Here is a 17550-nt window from a genome sequence, read left to right as displayed (position 1 = left end):
CACGTTTCGCCCTAGTCTACTGACTGACCCAGACACCGGGCAAAGGAGCCGGTGTTCCTTAGTCGTCAAGGCGGTTACTTCACTTCAACAGGCTTGCCCGCAACGTCAATCGTCAACGGGTCCCCACTCATTAACTTAAAGTGGGTGCCGTCAGCATCGACCGTGACCTCGATGAGGCTGCCACGGAAGACCTGCCGGAAGGAATAGCTCGTCCACGTCTTCGGCAGGAATGGCGCGTAGTGGAGCTGGCCATTTCGAACCCGCATACCGGCGAAGCCTTGAACCACCGCAATCCACCCACCGGTCATGGCCGTAATGTGCAGCCCATCCGTGGTGTCATTGTTGTAGTTGTCCAGATCCAACCGCGCCGTGCGTGAGTACAGTTCAACGGCCTTTTCCTCGTAGCCCAGATCCGCCGCTAACACTGCGTGAATGGCCGGTGACAGGCTGGATTCGTGAACTGTCAGGGGTTCGTAGAAGTCGAAGTTGGCCTTCTTTTGTTCCGGCGTAAAGTCATCGATAAAGTCCCAGATTCCCTGCAGCACATCCCCTTGCTTGATGTAAGGTGACCGCAGAATCTTGTCCCAAGACCAGTGTTGGTTGATTGGTCGCTGGTCGGCCGGAATAGCACTGACCGGCTCGATATCCTTGTCCAGGAAGCCATCGTGTTGAACGAAGATGTTCAGGTCCTTATCGTACGGCAGGTACATCCGATCCACGATATCTTGCCACTTGGCCTTCTCCTCGGCGGTGATGTTGATGTCGAGTTTCTTGGCCGTAGCGGCGTCCACTTGGCTCAGGATTTCTAGCGTGTACTTCAACGTCCACTGAGCCAGAAGGTTGGTATCCCAGTTGTTGTCAACGTTGTTTTCATACTCATCGGCCCCGGTGACCCCGTGGATCATGTACTGATTGTTCCGCTTGCTAAAGTGCACCCGGTCGGCCCAGAAGCGAGAAATCTCGGAGAGCACCTTGGCCCCTTCGTTCAGGACATAAGAGGTGTCGCCGGTGTAACGGGTGTAATTGTAGATGGCAAAGGCAATATCCCCATTCCGGTGAATTTCTTCGAAGGTGATTTCCCACTCGTTGTGGCATTCAATCCCGTCAAATGTCACCATCGGGAAGAGGGCTCCCTTCAGGCCTTGTTCCTGGGCGTTGACGTAGGCACCGTCCAGTTGCTTGTAGCGGTACATCAGGAGATTCCGGGTGACCTCCGGATTCGTGATCCCCAGGTAAACGGGAACGGCGAAGGCTTCGGTATCCCAGTAGGTCGCGCCACCATACTTCTCGCCGGTAAAGCCCTTAGGCCCAATGTTTAAGCGTGAATCTTCTCCATAATATGTGGAGAATAATTGGAACAGATTGAAACGAATTCCCTGTTGCGCTTCGTCATCGCCCGCAATTTGGACGTCTGACTTTTCCCAACGGTCAGCCCAGATCTTGGTGTGGGCGGCTAAGAGGTCGGCGTAACTTTCACCGGCTACTCGGTCACTCAACGCGTGCATGGCCTGCGTTAATTTTTCCTGCGTGTCATAGTCACGGGAGGTGACCACGATGACCCGCTTTTCTAATTCTGCTGATGCTTCCGGTGCCAGACTACCCGTGTAGGCCGTCATGACTTCCTTATCGTTGGGCTGGGTCACCGCCACATTTTGCAGCGCCGTGACCACGCGCATTTCCATGCCGGACGTGAACCGTGGCGTGCCGAAGGGGTTCGGCGTCGTCTTGGCAATCACGCTTCCCCGGTCGGCCTGTTGGTCCGTGGCGAGAACGTCCCAGAACCGTTCGTCATAGTTGGCCTCTTCGTTCATGACATCGGCATCGATGCTGGGTTTCAGCGTTAAATCAACCGCGCTACTTCCCAAGTTTTTCGCCGTGACCTTCTGAACAGAAAGTTCCTGTTGACTGACACTCAAGAAACGTTCGAAGGTTAAGGCCACCCGCACGTCACCGCGTTCTACCGTGAAGGAACGGGTCAACACGGACCGGTGCATGTCGAGGTCGAGGGTGAAGTCGCTGATCTTGTCCTTGGCCAAGTCAACGGCCGTCCCGTTAATCTCAATTGGCAGCTTGATGAAATTGACGGCATTAACCACCTTACCGAAGTACTTCGGATAGCCATTCTTCCACCAGCCGACCCGGGTCTTGTCCGGATACCAGACGCCACCCAGGTAGATGCCTTGGAGGGAGTCGCCACTGTAGCCTTCTTCAAAATCGCCCCGCATGCCCATGTAGCCGTTGGCCATACTGGTCATGGATTCCTGGAGACGTTTATCTTTGGGGTCAAAAGTATGGGTAATGACGTTCCAAGGCTGTACCTCAAAAATTCGTTTCATGGTGTAATTTCTCCTTTATATTTAATCGTGTTTTACGGGGGACTGCCCCCGACGTTTCTTTATTTTTTACGCTCAATTTAGGCGCGGTAAGTTTCCTTGATGAAGCCGACTGACAAGGCACCAATTGCCATGATGATACCGGCTAACAGGAACATGTTGGCTTGTGCACCACCCAATAATGGGAACAGGGCGAAGCTGGCCAGTGAGGCCACAATCTGTGGTAAACAGATGGACCCGTTGAACAGTCCCAGGTAAGTTCCCATGTGGGCCCCGGACAAGGCGTTGGTGACCATCGTCAGTGGGTACGTGTTCATCGCAGCCCAAGCAATTCCCACTAAGATAAAGGAAATGATTAAGATGTACTGACTGTGAACAAAGAAGACCGAGATGAAGCCTAAAGCCCCTAAGCCTAAACTACCGGCATAACCCAACTTATGGATGCTGTTTGGCAACTTGGCCAAGACGTATGACCAGACCACGGCGGCGATTGACTGAACGGCGGCTAAGACCCCGTACCAGTTCCCAGCGGCTTGATAGCCAGCAGAAGCGGCGTTGGTCGTGTGCCAAACGTTAGCGGCAATAGCCCCAGCGGAGTAAGTCCAGAGGTATTGGAACGCCACCCAGCAGAAAAATTGAACTAAGGTAACGGTCCAGAAAACCTTGGGTGCTGACTTCAGTAACGTCCACCAGTTACCACCCTGAGCGTTGTCTTCCTTAGAAATCCCATGATACTTGGCGTACGTATCCGGATCGTATTCCTTTACCCGGAAAATTGTGAATAAACTCGTGATGACTAAGAGGATTGCCCCAACATAGAAAGCCACCTTAACTGTTGCGGGCACGACCCCTTTGGCGGCCGTGTTGGCAATCCCAATGGCGGCAAACAAGAAAGGCAAGATGGCGGCTAAAACAGCCCCCGTATTGGATAAGAAACTTTGAATCCCATAAGCATAACTCTTCTGATCATCGTTGACCATGTCCCCGACCATCATCTTGAAGGGTTGCATGGCGATATTGGAGGATAAATCCAAGAAAGCCACGGTCAAAGCCCCGAAGAGTAAGGCGGCTAGAGACGCGTAGCCGAAGCCCATACTCCCAGAGTTCGGCAACAGACACATGACGATGACGGCGACGATGGTCCCCAATAACAGGTAAGGCAACCGGCGGCCACCCAACTTAGGGGCCCAAGTTCTATCGGAGTAGTAACCGACAATCGGTTGCACAATCAGACCAGCCAATGGTGGTAAAATGAAGAACCAGCCCAGACTGTTCGGATCGGCCCCAATCGTTTGGAAAATCCGACTCATCTGTGAACTTTGTAAAGTAAAGGCCGTTTGTACCCCTAGGAAACCAAAGTTGATCATCCAAATGGTACTGGCCGATAGTGTCGGTAGTCCGTTCTTCTTCTGGGCTGCCTCGGCTGAAAGTGATTCATCTGCCATAATCCAAAACCTCCTCAGGATTGTGTTACTTAAATAATTGCTAAAAGATAACTTGCTTCGTGGAATCATTATGGCACCGCTTACATAAAAATGCAACCGTTTGCGCAAAAGTTTCTTTGTGTACGTTTTCACACCTGACAGTTCAAAAAGGCCCGGCTGTAGGATTTGACTTTCCTCAACCGGGCAACAATTTTTTATTTAATTTCATACGGAATTCGGATCTGTTTGGTGGCGTTTCCATCCTCATCCTGACGGTCATTGAACAACAGACTAACCGTCGCCGATCCCATCTTTTCGGGGAATAAATTGACCGAATGGAGGTTGGCATCCGTCAGACCAGCCGGTAGCGACTGATTATAGCTGACCACTGGAAAATGCCGCACAGCGTACTGTTCGCGCATCAGCCGGTAAAATTCGATGGCGTTGAAGTCATCGGTCGCCATAATCCCATCAATCTCGGGATGGTGTTGGATAAAGGATTGGACGTATTCGAGATCGCGGAGCTTGCAAGTTAACGGTTCCACGTTAAAACGGGCCGCCACCCGTTCATACCCTTGGCGCCGCAACCGCTCATAACCCCAATCGTGACCGGACTCGACAAAGACGGGGTGTTTAACGGCCAACTGGTCGAGTAAGAAACTGGCGCCGCCGATCCCGGCCTCCAGATTGTCATTGTCGACGAAGTAATCGGCCTGTCCATCGACGGGTTCCCCAATCGTCACAAAGTGCAGGTGCTTCTCGCGGAGAAAAGCCGCCACGGGGTCGTCCTGGTGAACGTACAGGAGCACGAACCGCTTGATCTTGCCCTGGGCGACCATCGCCTTGACGTTTTCTAACAGGTCGTCGGCCGTCTTGCTGATGGCTACGGACAACACGTATTGTCGCTTCATCAGCTCGGTATTGATTCCCCGTAGAATATCGATGTAAAACGGATTGTCGGTCGAATTGCGATCGGACGTCGGAAAGACCACGCCCACGGCATTCGCCTCACCCGAGGTTAAATTTTTAGCGTTGTAGTTGGGCCGATAGCCCTCGGCGGCGGCCAGCGCCTGAATCCGTTTCCGGGTGGCGGCGCTGATCCGCGGATTATTATTCAATGCCCGCGAGGCGGTGGAGACGGAAACCCCCGCCTTTGCGGCAATATCACGAATGGTTAGCATCTTTTCAAAAGCTCCTTACGCACTTAACAGTGTCCTCATGAATCAAATCTTACCATAGAACCGGCGCAATGAAAACCAGTCATGCGGCAATTTTCAGCAATTGGTCTATATATTCCGTCAGAAGTTGTTTTCGATGGGTAACGTGGTGTTGGTTTATCTATGGGAGACTTCGACGGGGGTTCTCCTGAAATGGTATAGTTATGTATTAAAAAAGGCCTCGTGAGTTGAGGCCTTCACTTGGCAAGGGGTTAGCCGCGCGGCTTATCGTGACGCCCGCTGAGTCCACTGGCCGGCGTCAGCGGCAAGGTGGTCACGAACTGGCTTCCGTGGGGCTGATTAGGCTTCACCACGATATTCCCGTGGTGCAAGTCCACAATCCAATGGGCAATCGATAACCCCAGCCCGTTGCCCCCGGTCTGGCGGCTCCGCGAACTGTCGACCCGGTAGAAGCGGTCAAAGATGCGTTTGCGATCCGCGTCATTCACGCCAATGCCTTGGTCGGCCACAATCAGTTGCCATTTCCGCCCCACGACCTTCGCTGACAACGTAATGGTACTGCCCTGCGGTGAATACTTCAGGGCATTATCAATTAGGATGTTCATCAACTGGTGAATGAGGTTCTGATCCAAGGTCGCCTTGAAGTCCACCACCGGCGCCAGGACTAACTTCTTACCCTGACTGGCCGCAATCTCCGTGTACGGTTCCACCGTGCGTTGTAAAAATGACGCCACATGGGTTCCCTCAAAGTTCGTCTGCAACGTATTCGAGTCCGACCGGGCCAGCGCCAACAGGTCCTGCGTCAGCTTCTGTAGCCGTTGACTCTCGCTATTGGCGATGGCAATGTTTTCCGCTTGGTCAATAATTTTATCATTGGGCTTCGTCAGTAACAGTTCCAGCTTATTCTGGATAATCGTGAGCGGCGTTCGCAACTCATGAGCCGCATTGCCCACGAATTCCGTTTGGCGGCCCCACGACTTCAGGATTGGCCGCATGGTTAGGCGTGACATCCAGATGCTCATCAGAATGGAGAGCAGCCAGAAGACGCCCATCGTAATCAGCAAGACGCGCGTGAAGTTACTCATGGCGGCTTTCTGCGGGTCGATATTTTCCATAATCAAGAGGTACTTACCCGCCACCATCTTGTCGGCGTTAGTCTTGGGAACGCGGACCAGCAACGTGCGGAAATTATACTTGCCGCCAACCTGAATCGTGTGGAGCTGCCCCACCTGCGACGTGTCCAGGTGAATATTTTTTAACGTGTCATACCGGGACCCCAGTTGGGCGTGGTTCGTAATCTTGCCGGCATCGTTAAAGATCAAGGTCGTGGTCATAAACGGATGAATTGCCCGACTCGTCTGAACCCGATGCCCGGGTTTTCCCTGGTCGATCGGCTTCTTGGCTACTGGGGCGCCGCTCAACCGCGAGGTCCGTTCGACGCGTAAGGCCTGATCCGTGCTGGTCAGCATAGCATTGCGAAACAGCACGAAGACGATGACCCCCAGTAAGACGAAAATAACGGTAAACCCAATGAAATTACTAATAAACAGACGCCACTGTTGGGCCCGGTTAACTTTATTGCTCATCGGGCGCCTCCACAATGTAGCCCGCATTACGAATCGTGCGTAATGACAGGTCACTGCCGGCGTTCTTGAGCTCCTTTCGCAGGTTACTCATGTAGACTTCGACCACGGACAGGCTGGTCTCGGAGTCAAAGCCCCACAGCCGGTTAAAAATCTGTTCCTTCGTGATAATTGTGCCGGGATTGGCGACCAAATAGGCCAGCAAGTCAAACTCGCGTCCCTTGAGCGTCAACGGTTGGTCCTTAAAGGTGGCTAGATGCTTGCTAGTGTTGATTGACAACTGACCGAGGCTAATGACATCGGTACTGTTCAAATGGCCTGTGCGCTTCAATAAAGCCTTCATGCGCGCCAGCAATTCTTCACGGTGGAATGGCTTGGTGACATAATCATCGGCCCCATCATTAAAGCCACGTAGCTTGTCGGCAATCGTGTCCTTGGCCGTCAGAATCAAAACGGGCGTCTTCACCCCTTTATTGCGAATGTGTAAAAGCAGGTCCAACCCACTCTCACCAGGCAACATCAGATCCAGGATAATCGCGTCAAAGACGTCTTGGCTCGCTAGAAATTCCCCCTGTTCGCCATCGTAGGCGGTGGTCGTTTCACAAATTGGTTTGATTAATTCCACAATGTCCGCGGACAGTTCTCTTTCATCTTCCACAACTAATACTTTAGCAGTCGTACGCAACGGGCATTCCTCCTTTTGGTTTTATCCGTGTTCTAAATCTTTTTATTGGCTGGGCAACCCCCGCCAAGTTATCCGCCTACCGTTCACCCAAGATGAGCTGGAACGCGGTGGGGGGACCGGTAAAAGCCTGAGAAACGGTCTTTTACCGCGCTTTGAGCCGATAAATCGCGTCTCAAAGGCGCCATTCCCTAACCGGCAAAGGCCCTGCCGCTAAGGGAATCCCACGGCTGAGCTCATCTTGGGCTTCACTCTCGGCTATGTTAGCGTCCCTCAGCAAAATTGGTTAGTCAAAAAACGACTATTCTCGTCGTACTGGCCAACGCCATCGACTCGTTCTCCAGCAGTCTATGCCGGAGGAGGCCAATGATGGCGCCAGCCGTGATGACCCAGTTAGCTGACGTTTTTGGTCAGTTTGCTGGGTGGGATGACTTGGAAGACATGCGATTTTAGCATGGCTTTCAAGCGAGGGGTGAGACCGCTCTGTGGCTCACACCGTTCCCCACAGCAGGTAGAATCGTTGGCAGCCGCAGGTAACCAGGCCATCACGAACGGTAGGCGGCCAGCCACAGCAATCCCTAAAATTCCAACCTATAGCTAAGATTATAGTCTATCTCATTAACGATAACGCAACCTTAAGTTATTTTTCCTTACCAAAGTCTAAGTTTATCCGAAGTTTAGCACGTTCTTTGCCGCAATACTCTTAATTTAGAGTAAACTTTTATCCAAGTACAGAGAATGTTATCCTATTAAGGTCAGACATTTTGATTGTCATCAACGGAGGGGTTTTTCATGGAGCAACATCACAACGCCTTAGCGAAGTTAAGGGTAAGTCGCTGGGTGTATTTGGGGGCATTTTTAATTCCGCTGGTCATCATGTGCGTGGTCTTTTGGCAACTCAAGGTCACGCCCTTTGGCAAGCATAGTCTGTTGTTTAGCGACACGGGCGCACAGTATATTCCAATCCTAGAATATCTGCGCTCGACCGTGACGCACGGGCAGTTTCACTTGTTTTCATTCGCACTGGGGACGGGCAGTAGCATGGTGCCATTGTTAACCTACTACGTCATCAGCCCGTTTAATCTCTTGATTTTTCTGTTCCCGGCCGCGCAGTTACCGACTGCCGTGGCGTGGATCATGATCTTAAAAATTAGTACCATCGGCCTGACCATGGCGATCTTCTTACGCCACGCCTTTCTGCGTAGTGGTTGGTCCCTGTTGCTATTCTCAACGGCCTTTAGCCTGTGCGGCTTCGTGGCCATGTATTTCTACGACATCATGTGGTTGGACGCCTTAATCTGGTTGCCGCTGGTGGCGTTGGGCCTTCACCGGATCGTTAGCACCCATCACTTTGGGCTGTATACGGTGAGTCTGACCATCACCATTTTTTCCAACTACTACCTGGGCTACATGACCTGCCTGTTTTCGGTCATGTACTTCATTTACCTGATTGTGGAACATCAGCCCGTACCGACGCCATTTCGGGAAACGTGGCGAATGCACTGGCCGGCGATTCGGCAGTTCTTCATCGGGTCGTTGCTCGCCGGACTCATGTCCATGATCGTCTTGATTCCCACGGCGCTCGGCATGTTGTTAACGGGTAAGAGTAATTTCTTTATTGAAAATTACCTCCCGACACCACTGTTCGGCCCGGAAGTCTTGGCCCAATTTGGCGTAGGCACCGGGGACTTTCATTCCCACCTCTACCACGCGCCGAGCCTGTTCATGGGGACCTTGATGTTCCTACTCCTCATCGTTTACTTCGTCTCTCCCAAGATTAAGGCGGTCGAAAAGACGCGGACCATGTGGCTGTTGATTGCGATGGGCTTAAGCCTGTTTGTCACGCTGTTCAACACCATTTGGCACATGTTTCAACAACCCGCTGGCTTTCCGTTCCGTAACGTCTACTTCTTCACGTTCCTGGCCCTGATCACGGCCTACCGCGCCTGGCAGACCCATCCCGATCAGACCATGAACGATCCACAAAAGTTTTTGGCGTTGCTCTGGGGCGCCGGACTGCTTACCATCGGGTTCGTCTCGGCTCAATTCATTCCGCAACTCTGGAATCGCTTCATGCCTAGCTACAACAACGAGCTCTACGCCAACAGTCAGCCTAACTTTCACTTGCTGTGGCTGGCACTGGGCCTGTTACTGCTCAATACCATGTTGGTCTTCATCACCGAGTGGCGGCCGATTCGAATCGGTCTGATGATCCTGATCATTTCCGGTGAGCTGGGGAGTAACCTCTATCTGGCCTCGCGGGGCATGGACTTCGGGTCGGAAACCAAGTTTGAAAAGTACTTCAAGAAGGACGCGGCCCTGTTGGATCGCATCAACGCCTCGTCGACCAAGTTCAATCTTCACCGGGTCGACTACCTGCATTCGTCCATTGGCAATGCCTATTCCGGGCCGTATAACCACTACAACGACCCGCTAATGCTGGACTACGCCGGGCTCAGCTCCTACTCCTCAACGCTAGACGAGCAGGCCCGCGTCTTCCAGCACGATCTGGGGTACTTTAGTCCTAACGTGCGGCGGATTAGCGCGCAGGGCTACACCCACCTGACGGACATGCTGTTCAGTGTCAAATACCGGCTGAACGCGAACAACCGTCACCCAATCACCAAGCTCGACTCTTACGCCGGACTCGGATTCGCCGTGCCGACCAAGCTGGCCGATGTCCAACTACGCGACCAAACGGCGCTGTTCAACCAGCAGATGGTGCTGGACGCACTGGGCGCTAAGCCGGATACGCTGTCTCGCGCCACGGTGCTGGGCGTCACCGCGCACAAGGCTTCGGCTACTGAGGGCAAGCGGGTCGCTGCCAAGCGCAACGCCCATTCCGGTCCCCGGTACGTGCAGACCTTTAAGCTCCGCGTCAACGCCACGGGCCTGTTACACGGCTACTCACCGACAACCAACGTCATTTACTCGAGCTTGCAGGTCAATGGCAAGAAGGCCAAGCCGATGATCAACGCCGATGGCACCCGGTACGTCTTCAAGCTGGGCCAGCATCGCAAGGGTGAAGTGGTCACGGTGAGTTACGTCACCACCCAACCCGAGGCCGGCTACAGCAACGAATTCGTGTCACTGGATCAGGCCAAGCTGGTCAGTCTGGCGCAGAGTCTGAAGCAGCAACGCTTCAAGCTCAGCCGCAAAAGTGGCGTCACCTGGCTATCCGGTAGCGTCAAAGGAAGCGCGCAACGCCGCCTGCTCTACGTCTCGATTCCCAACACACCGGGGTGGCACGCCACGGTCAACGGCCGACCGGTCAAGATTCGCTCGGCCATGCACGCCCAGTCCATCATTCCCGTGGTCAAGAACTACCGTGGCATGATTGGCGTGCCGATCCACGCGGGCAAGAACCGCGTCATCCTGACATACACGACGCCGGGCTTGAAGAGTGGCGCGTTGCTGAGTGCCTTAGGTGCCGCCATCTTCGCCTTCCTGGTCATCGCTGGGGAATGGCGTCGAAGCATTCGCCGCAAGCGGCGCGAAGAATAAGACTTTGCTTCAACCGTTAAAATAAAGGGTCCGAGGGGTTAGCGTGCATTTTACGCGAACCCCTTTTTGGGCCTCTATTTATTACTAATGTATTTTGCCGGCTGTTTGTTGCACGATTTGGCAAAATAATCGCAACTTTTGTTTTCACCACGAAAAGATGTCCCCCCATCCCTGACAGGCGCAGGACCTTTGTTTTACCCATTCTAGTGGGCGGAACACCGGCGTTCCGGGAACCAACGCATTCATTCTACTTTCTAGTTACACAAAAAAAGCGGTCGGAAGACTTGCCCGACCGCTGTTCCTTAAACTTTAGCGTTACCTATTCCGCTGGTCGGACCTTCGACCGATCCACCTCACCCTTGTGCGCGTGGTCCATCGTTACCCGCAGCAGGAACGGCGCGACCAACGTGGCAATGATGATGGCCGCCACAATCGCCGAGTAGCGGACCGGCGACATCAGTTTGGCCGTGTACCCGATCTGCGCGATAATCAGCGCCATTTCACCACGGGAGACCATTCCGGCCCCCACCGCAGTGGCACTTGGCAGCGAGAAGCCCGCCATCTTGGCACCCCCACCGGCACCGATTAACTTGGTTAGAACCGCCACAACGGTTAGAACGGCGATGAAGCCCAGCTGCTTGCCCAGGCCGTTGAAGTCCATGTTCAGCCCAATGCTGACGAAGAAGACCGGAATAAACAGGGCATAACCAATTGGTTCGATGTGCCGGTCGACCGTAGACTTGGCGCTGGTCTGTGAGATAGCGATTCCGGCAAAGAAGGCCCCCACTACGTCACTCAGGCCCACCAGTTCGGCCACGTAGGCCATCCCAAAACACAGGATGATGGCCATCAGCGTCTGCCCCATGGGAATCATCAGCCGGTCGCCAATCTTGGCCATGTACGGCGCTAACCAGCGAACCACGAAGTAAATGGCCGCAAAGTAGACAATCTGTTCAATCGTGGTCAGCAACAGGCTACCGGAAGCCGCTGCGCTGTCGCCCACCGCCGTTCCCGTGGTGGATACCAGGACACTCAAGATGACCACGGCCAGGACATCGTCGACCACAGCAGCCCCAAGAATCGTGGTCCCCTCCCGGCTGTTCAAGGCGTTCATTTCCTTCAAGACCTCGACCGAAATGGACACGGACGTTGCCGCAAAGATCACGCTGATAAAGAGGCTTTCAACCGTTCCTAAATGATACAACATGCCGACCAGATACGTCCCGATGACCGGGATGATGACCCCCATCAAGGCCACTAAGACGCTGGGTTTTAAGTAGCGTTTCAGTAGCTTGAGGTCGCTCTCCAGACCGGCAATAAACATCAGAATAATCACACCCAATTCGGCATAGCTATCTAAAACGTGAGTCAGACTGACCCACCCTAGCAGCGCCGGTCCGATGACGACCCCCACCAGAAGCTGTCCGATGACCGCGGGAATCCCGATGCGCGTGCTGTAATGGCCCACGATGGTCGTGGCCAAGAGAATTAACGTTAGATTTCGTAATAGTTCCACAAGTGTCCTCCTTTTGCTGTCCCCGATTGCCCCGCTTATTTCTACGGGCAATCAAAAAGCGGCCGCCTCAAAACGGTCCCCCCAACCCAAGGGAAACACGATTCTTGAAAGCAGCCGCTTCAACCAGTTTTAATTTAATTATCCTGTATTATACCGAAAAGTTGCCCACACCGCAACTCAACCGCATCAGACCGGGAGTTTGCGTCCCACAACAAAATTATAGCTACCCGCAACCCGTGAATCGTGTTAAACTAATAACGATTGTGAGGTGACGCGTGTGAAGTGGTTAGCTTCTAATTTAGTCGTGATTTTTTGGGCAGTTATCTTCGGTGAAGTCGTTGGTTACATCGCCGGTACCTTGAAGGCAATGACTTACGACCCAATGACTATCGGTATTACCATGGCCATAGTCGCTGTTATCGCCGTCAATGGCATTACATTACTCGGCCGTAGCGACGTCAAGACTTCTGAAGGTAAATAAAACGTTCACAATAAGCATGACCGAAACAACCGACCTTGGCGGATTTGCCAGGGTTTTTTGTTTACGCTAAATTTCAACCAACTTTGAAGCCCTTAAACTGTGCGCTAACGGCCACCTGCGCCTGCAACGGTGTTCTTACCAGGAGCCTGCGCCTGCCAGGGGTTCCGCCTGCTGTGGGGGACTGGCGTCTTTGAGACGTGAGCTTTCGGCTCAAAGTGAGGCCCAGACCGCTTTTCAGGCTCGGTCCGTCTACCGCGATCCAACCCATATTTGGTGAACGGTAAGGCGGCCAGCTCGGACAAGGTTGCTGAAACCAGTTAATTTTCAACACGCAACCTTCAACTGCCGCAAACCATTCTCACAGACTCTGCGCGTCTTCCGCCCGAATCTGGTTCTTGATGGCGTTCATATCCTGGTCCAGCTGGTGAACCAGCTGGGCCTTGGCAATCAGCTCCTGCCGTAACTCGGCCTGGTGCTGGACGTTCTTCTTGTAACTCAGTTCGTGTTCCAACGAGGCCCAGAAGTTCATGGCAATCGTGCGAATCTGGACTTCCACCTTTACTGGTTCCACCCCGGCGTCCAGGTAGACGGGCACCGAAAGGATCAGATGCAGGCTACGGTAGCCATTCGGTTTGGGATGGGTGATGTAGTCCTTTCGCCGCAGAATCTGAATGTCCGGCTGTTTTTCCAAGCGACTCTCCATCGCCAAGATGTCGTCTTCAAAACGAACGATCACCCGGATACCGGCGATGTCGTGCATCTCGTCCGGTAGGGTCCTGAGGTCGAATTTAAAATGCTTGCGTTGAACCTTCTCCAGAATACTTTCCGGCGACTTGATTCGCGACTGGAGGCTGTCCACCAGGGTATGGCCATGTAAAATTTTATATTCCTGATCTAAGTATTCAATCTTGGTGCGAACGACCTTCACCGCACTGTTGTAATCCAACATCAACCGTCGAAATTGGCCGACCGCTGCCAGTGAAGTGGGGTCCTCCGCAAATTGCGTTGGTAAATTCTCGTTAGCCATAATAATCCTTCCTAGTTATGCGTTTTGATGCCGAAACTGCCGTATTTCAGGAACTACCCACCATAACAACAGAAAGTTCAGCAATAAAGTAATGGCCGTGAACATAAACACGCCATTATAGTTGAAGATATTTGCCACCAGGCCACCCAACAACGACCCCAGCATGCTCCCCAGCGCCTGAAAGGACTGGTTCCAGCTGAAGACCGTCCCAGTGAGCGCCTGGGGCGAATTCTTCGTTAACATCGTCTGCACCGCCGGGAATAGTGCCCCGTCGGATATCCCAATCATAAACCGTAGAATCCCCAGAAGCCAGACACTGGTGACGAATCCTTGCGGAAAATACATCAAAACGGCGAAAATGTAGCCGAAGACCAGCACCCGACTGGTTCCCCGCCGATCGCCATATTCACCCAGCTTGGGAGCCGCCATCAGCGTGGAAATTCCGGGTAGGGCCGCGATGATGCCGGCCACCAGCGTGATGGGTCCCACGTTGTGCATGAGTTGCTTCACGTAAAGACTGATGATGGGCGTAATCGAGTTGTTCCCCATTTGAATAATCATCGTGGAGACCAGGAGGACCATCATCAGCTTGGGCCGTTTGACCTGGCGTAACCAACTGCCCGACTGTTCTTGCTGATCTCGAGTGATCGGCGTGAAGTGTTCGTGAACCATCGTGGCGCTGAGGAAGAAGACGATGATCAGAAAGATCCCGGTCAGAATGAACGTCCACCGAATCGAGAAGACTTGGGCCAAAATCCCACCGAGAACCGGACCAATCAGGTTACCACTCACGTACCCGGTCGTCAGAATACCCAGCGCATTGCCACTCTTCTCGCGGGGCGTCTCCGCCGCAATCAACGCGGTGGCATTGGGAATATAGCCCGCGAAGAAGCCCTGTAGGAATCTGAGCGCAATTAGTTGCCATACATTACTAACAAACCCCATCAGGCCGATCACGATGGCCATCCCAAATGAAGAACGCAGTAACATAATCTTACGGCCCTTGGTGTCGGCCAGTTTGCCCCACAACGGGGAAACCAGCGCAATCACTAGGAAGGTCACGGCGTAGGTTACCCCACTGTACATGGTGAGTTGGCCCTTGGTAAACGTCCCTAAATCGTCAACATATAGTGACAGGAAGGGCATGACTTCGCTAAAGCCCATCCCAGCAATAAACGTTCCTAACCACAGAACGGCCAAATTTCGCCGCCATTGTTCAGGTTTTCGTGTGCCCACGATGCGATCGCCTCTTAACTTTTCTAAAATTGCATTAACTATTAGTGTAGCATAAATCCCGGTGCGAAGCCGTTATCATGATCGCTAAAACTTTTTGTAAATTTTTTTAATAAAAGGGTTGGAATTTTGATGGTTTTGTTTCATAATAGGTGACAAGCATGTGACGTTGTTCACTTACACTTTTGTTGACGGTGCTAATGGCACCCCTCAGTTGACCATTCGGCCGCTTCACTTGGGATTCAGCAAAAACACATGACGCAGAACACAAAAATTTTGGAGGTAATACAAATGGCACATCGTTTAGATGGAAAAGTTGCAATCGTTACGGGTGGTACTCTCGGAATTGGGTTGGCCGTTGCTGACAAATTCGTTGAAGAAGGCGCCAAGGTTATGATCACTGGACGTCACAGTGACGTTGGTGAAAAGGCTGCTAAGAGCATTGGTGGCCCAGATGTTATCCAATTCTTCCAACACGATGCTACTGATGAAGAAGGCTGGACGAAGTTATTCGACACGACTGAAAAAGCCTTTGGCCCCGTTACCACGATCGTTAACAACGCCGGGATGGCCGTTAACAAGAGTGTTGAAAACACCACAACTGAAGAATGGAAGAAGCAATTAGCCGTTAACTTGGATGGTGTCTTCTACGGAACTCGTCTGGGTATTCAACGGATGAAGAACAAGAACCTCGGCGCTTCAATCATCAACATTTCTTCCATCGAAGGCCTTGTTGGGGACCCTAACCTGGGTGCTTACAACGCTTCTAAGGGTGCTGTTCGAATCATGTCCAAGTCAGCTGCCGTTGACTGTGCTTTGAAGGACTACGATGTTCGGGTTAACACGGTCCACCCTGGCTACATCAAGACGCCATTAGTTGACGATCTTCCTGGTGCCGAAGCCGCTATGTCTGAACGGACGAAGACGCCAATGGGCCACATCGGTGAACCTAACGATATCGCCTGGATCTGTGTCTACTTAGGTTCTGACGAATCCAAGTTCGCTACGGGTGCTGAATTCGTTGTCGATGGTGGTTACACCGCACAATAAACCCTTAATTTCTGTAAAATAAAAAGTCACTGGCAGTCGCCGGTGACTTTTTTCGTCTCTAATTATTTACCCGTCAAGCCAATCAACAAGGCAACCATCAGAATAATCAGAACCAATGTGGTAATCGCCACGTAGAGGTGGTCGCGTTCCTTATAAAACGCATAGATGGAAACCACGACCCGCAGAACCGGGGTCAAAATCAAACAGTACGTCCCCAACATCATGATGGCGTAGGCCTTTAACTGCCAAGTTCCCAGCAGAATCGCCCCCATGGTCAGGGGAACCGTATTCCCCGCATAACCGGAATCCCCGGTCGCGAGGAAAATGACTAGCCCGATACCCATGACGATGGCCGAGAAGACCACCCCCACTTGGAGAATCCGACCAATGATCGTTTCGACTTGGGCCATTTCCGTGGCCGTGGCGTTCGTTTTTTCTGGCATTAGAAGTGGACCCCCAATCCTTTCAGTAACATTTCAATCCCGATGTACAGGATAATCGGAATAAAGACTATCCGAATCCAGCGGGCCGGCAAGACCTGCATGATCCGCGACCCAATCACGGCGCCACCGAGGATCCCCAAGGCCATGGGTACGGCGACACCTGGCAAAATGGACCCATTAAAAAAGTAAACCGTGGCACTCGCGGCCGCCGTGACCCCCATCATCAGGTTAGACGTGGAGCTGGACGGCTTGAGCGGCATCTTCATAAAGGTATCCATCGCCATCACCTTGAAGGCCCCGGAACCAATCCCCAGCAGGCCACTGGCTACGCCGGCACCGAACATCACCGAAAAGCCGGCCGGCACATTCTCAACCTGATAGTCGATAGCCTTCATCTCGGCCTTGTCGTAATAGGTGCCGTTTAGCTTGAGCTTACTGGCAATCTTATCCGGCTCGACGCGTTGCAAGACCTCTTGGCCCCGCCGCAACTTGCGATACATGTTCCACCCGGAGAAGACCAGCAGGCACCCGAACAGCAAGTACAGGTACTTGGGGTCCAATACCCCCGTCAAGAGCGCCCCGACGATGGCCCCGATGGTCGTGGCAATCTCCAGGAACATCGCCACCCGCAGGTTCAAGACGTTATCTCGCAGATAGGCAATTGTGGACCCCGAGCTCGTGGCGATCACCGCAATAATGCTAGCGCCAATGGCGTATTTAATGTTCAGGCCCATTCCCAGCGTCAGGATTGGCGTAATAATCATGCCGCCACCGATACCCAGAATGGCGCCCGCGATGCCGGCAAAGATACCCACACCAATCATGATTAAGGCTGTTTGAATCATGTGTTTTTCCTCCTCACGAATCAATCTACGCCCTTGATTATCAGCCTTTCAGCCGCTGGGGGCAAGCACCGGCGATAAAAAGATTAATTTCTTTTGTGTAAAAATGAACATCTGACCAACACCGGTAGAATAGCGTTAGATTAGAGCACTACCCTGTCCTTGTGATGACCTGCATATAGCTTTATTGACCATCGATCTAGCGGGTCACCGCCGCCTAACACCGTTCAAGGCCCGGTCGGATCACGATTAAA

Annotated in this window: 13 protein-coding genes; 3 read left to right on the top strand and 10 right to left on the bottom strand. The window is 52.7% G+C overall.

Annotated elements, in window-relative coordinates:
- Positions 1 to 74 precede the first annotated feature (74 nt).
- The 5 genes from V8I28_RS11855 to V8I28_RS11835 form a co-directional block, all read right to left on the bottom strand.
- Positions 75 to 2336 (bottom strand): glycoside hydrolase family 65 protein, encoded by a 2262-nt coding sequence (locus V8I28_RS11855; RefSeq protein ID WP_341780300.1) that lies wholly within the window; start codon positions 2334 to 2336, stop codon positions 75 to 77.
- 77 nt (positions 2337 to 2413) lie between these two features.
- Positions 2414 to 3778, bottom strand: a complete 1365-nt coding sequence (locus V8I28_RS11850; RefSeq protein WP_341780299.1) for an SLC45 family MFS transporter — start codon at positions 3776 to 3778, stop codon at positions 2414 to 2416.
- Between the two features lie 194 nt (positions 3779 to 3972).
- Complete coding sequence (locus tag V8I28_RS11845) at positions 3973 to 4938, bottom strand: LacI family DNA-binding transcriptional regulator (RefSeq protein ID WP_341780298.1); 966 nt, start codon at positions 4936 to 4938, stop codon at positions 3973 to 3975.
- 248 nt (positions 4939 to 5186) lie between these two features.
- Positions 5187 to 6521: a sensor histidine kinase gene (locus V8I28_RS11840; RefSeq protein ID WP_341780297.1), complete on the bottom strand. Its 1335-nt coding sequence runs from the start codon at positions 6519 to 6521 to the stop codon at positions 5187 to 5189.
- Entirely contained in the window at positions 6511 to 7203 is a 693-nt protein-coding gene (locus tag V8I28_RS11835) for a response regulator transcription factor (protein WP_341780296.1), read from the bottom strand. The genes V8I28_RS11840 and V8I28_RS11835 overlap by 11 nt, the downstream gene beginning before the upstream one ends.
- A gap of 789 nt (positions 7204 to 7992) precedes the next feature.
- On the opposite strand from V8I28_RS11835, the gene V8I28_RS11830 reads away from it, so the two are divergent.
- Complete coding sequence (locus V8I28_RS11830; RefSeq protein ID WP_341780295.1) at positions 7993 to 10704, top strand: YfhO family protein; 2712 nt, start codon at positions 7993 to 7995, stop codon at positions 10702 to 10704.
- A gap of 319 nt (positions 10705 to 11023) precedes the next feature.
- On the opposite strand, the gene V8I28_RS11825 is transcribed toward V8I28_RS11830, so the two are convergent.
- A complete protein-coding gene (locus V8I28_RS11825; RefSeq protein ID WP_341780294.1) occupies positions 11024 to 12220 on the bottom strand; it encodes a cation:proton antiporter in 1197 nt (398 codons plus the stop codon).
- Between the two features lie 277 nt (positions 12221 to 12497).
- Between V8I28_RS11825 and V8I28_RS11820 the strand changes: the two genes are divergently transcribed.
- The gene (locus V8I28_RS11820) at positions 12498 to 12701 is read left to right on the top strand and encodes a YjzD family protein (RefSeq protein ID WP_341780293.1); all 204 of its coding nucleotides are present in this window, start codon (positions 12498 to 12500) and stop codon (positions 12699 to 12701) included.
- A 358-nt stretch (positions 12702 to 13059) separates the two neighbouring features.
- On the opposite strand, the gene V8I28_RS11815 is transcribed toward V8I28_RS11820, so the two are convergent.
- Together V8I28_RS11815 and V8I28_RS11810 are read right to left on the bottom strand one after the other, a co-directional pair.
- The gene (locus tag V8I28_RS11815; RefSeq protein WP_341780292.1) at positions 13060 to 13728 is read right to left on the bottom strand and encodes a GTP pyrophosphokinase; all 669 of its coding nucleotides are present in this window, start codon (positions 13726 to 13728) and stop codon (positions 13060 to 13062) included.
- A gap of 15 nt (positions 13729 to 13743) precedes the next feature.
- Positions 13744 to 14964: a multidrug efflux MFS transporter gene (locus V8I28_RS11810; protein WP_341780291.1), complete on the bottom strand. Its 1221-nt coding sequence runs from the start codon at positions 14962 to 14964 to the stop codon at positions 13744 to 13746.
- A 288-nt stretch (positions 14965 to 15252) separates the two neighbouring features.
- Here V8I28_RS11810 and V8I28_RS11805 point away from each other — a divergent pair, with 288 nt between their 5' ends.
- Positions 15253 to 16011 (top strand): SDR family oxidoreductase, encoded by a 759-nt coding sequence (locus tag V8I28_RS11805; protein ID WP_341780290.1) that lies wholly within the window; start codon positions 15253 to 15255, stop codon positions 16009 to 16011.
- A gap of 62 nt (positions 16012 to 16073) precedes the next feature.
- Here the strand turns inward: V8I28_RS11805 and V8I28_RS11800 are convergent, their stop codons facing one another.
- A complete protein-coding gene (locus V8I28_RS11800) occupies positions 16074 to 16454 on the bottom strand; it encodes a DUF1634 domain-containing protein (RefSeq protein ID WP_341780289.1) in 381 nt (126 codons plus the stop codon).
- Positions 16454 to 17299, bottom strand: a complete 846-nt coding sequence (locus tag V8I28_RS11795) for a sulfite exporter TauE/SafE family protein (RefSeq protein WP_341780288.1) — start codon at positions 17297 to 17299, stop codon at positions 16454 to 16456. The genes V8I28_RS11800 and V8I28_RS11795 overlap by 1 nt, the downstream gene beginning before the upstream one ends.
- Positions 17300 to 17550 lie beyond the last annotated feature (251 nt).

Origin of the sequence: Levilactobacillus sp. HBUAS70063 (assembly GCF_038374745.1) — a bacterium.
Lineage (GTDB): Bacteria > Bacillota > Bacilli > Lactobacillales > Lactobacillaceae > Levilactobacillus.
Note: the sequence above shows the minus strand (reverse complement) of the source record. Positions and strands in the feature narration are given on the sequence as shown.

Excerpts from the sequence above, each read along its gene's own strand:
- V8I28_RS11855 (WP_341780300.1), bottom strand. The coding sequence starts at position 2,336 with ATGAAACGAATTTTTGAGGTACAGCCTTGGAACGTCATTACCCATACT.
- V8I28_RS11850 (WP_341780299.1), bottom strand. The coding sequence starts at position 3,778 with ATGGCAGATGAATCACTTTCAGCCGAGGCAGCCCAGAAGAAGAACGGA.
- V8I28_RS11845 (WP_341780298.1), bottom strand. The coding sequence starts at position 4,938 with ATGCTAACCATTCGTGATATTGCCGCAAAGGCGGGGGTTTCCGTCTCC.
- V8I28_RS11840 (WP_341780297.1), bottom strand. The coding sequence starts at position 6,521 with ATGAGCAATAAAGTTAACCGGGCCCAACAGTGGCGTCTGTTTATTAGT.
- V8I28_RS11830 (WP_341780295.1), top strand. The coding sequence starts at position 7,993 with ATGGAGCAACATCACAACGCCTTAGCGAAGTTAAGGGTAAGTCGCTGG.
- V8I28_RS11815 (WP_341780292.1), bottom strand. The coding sequence starts at position 13,728 with ATGGCTAACGAGAATTTACCAACGCAATTTGCGGAGGACCCCACTTCA.
- V8I28_RS11805 (WP_341780290.1), top strand. The coding sequence starts at position 15,253 with ATGGCACATCGTTTAGATGGAAAAGTTGCAATCGTTACGGGTGGTACT.
- V8I28_RS11800 (WP_341780289.1), bottom strand. The coding sequence starts at position 16,454 with ATGCCAGAAAAAACGAACGCCACGGCCACGGAAATGGCCCAAGTCGAA.
- V8I28_RS11795 (WP_341780288.1), bottom strand. The coding sequence starts at position 17,299 with ATGATTCAAACAGCCTTAATCATGATTGGTGTGGGTATCTTTGCCGGC.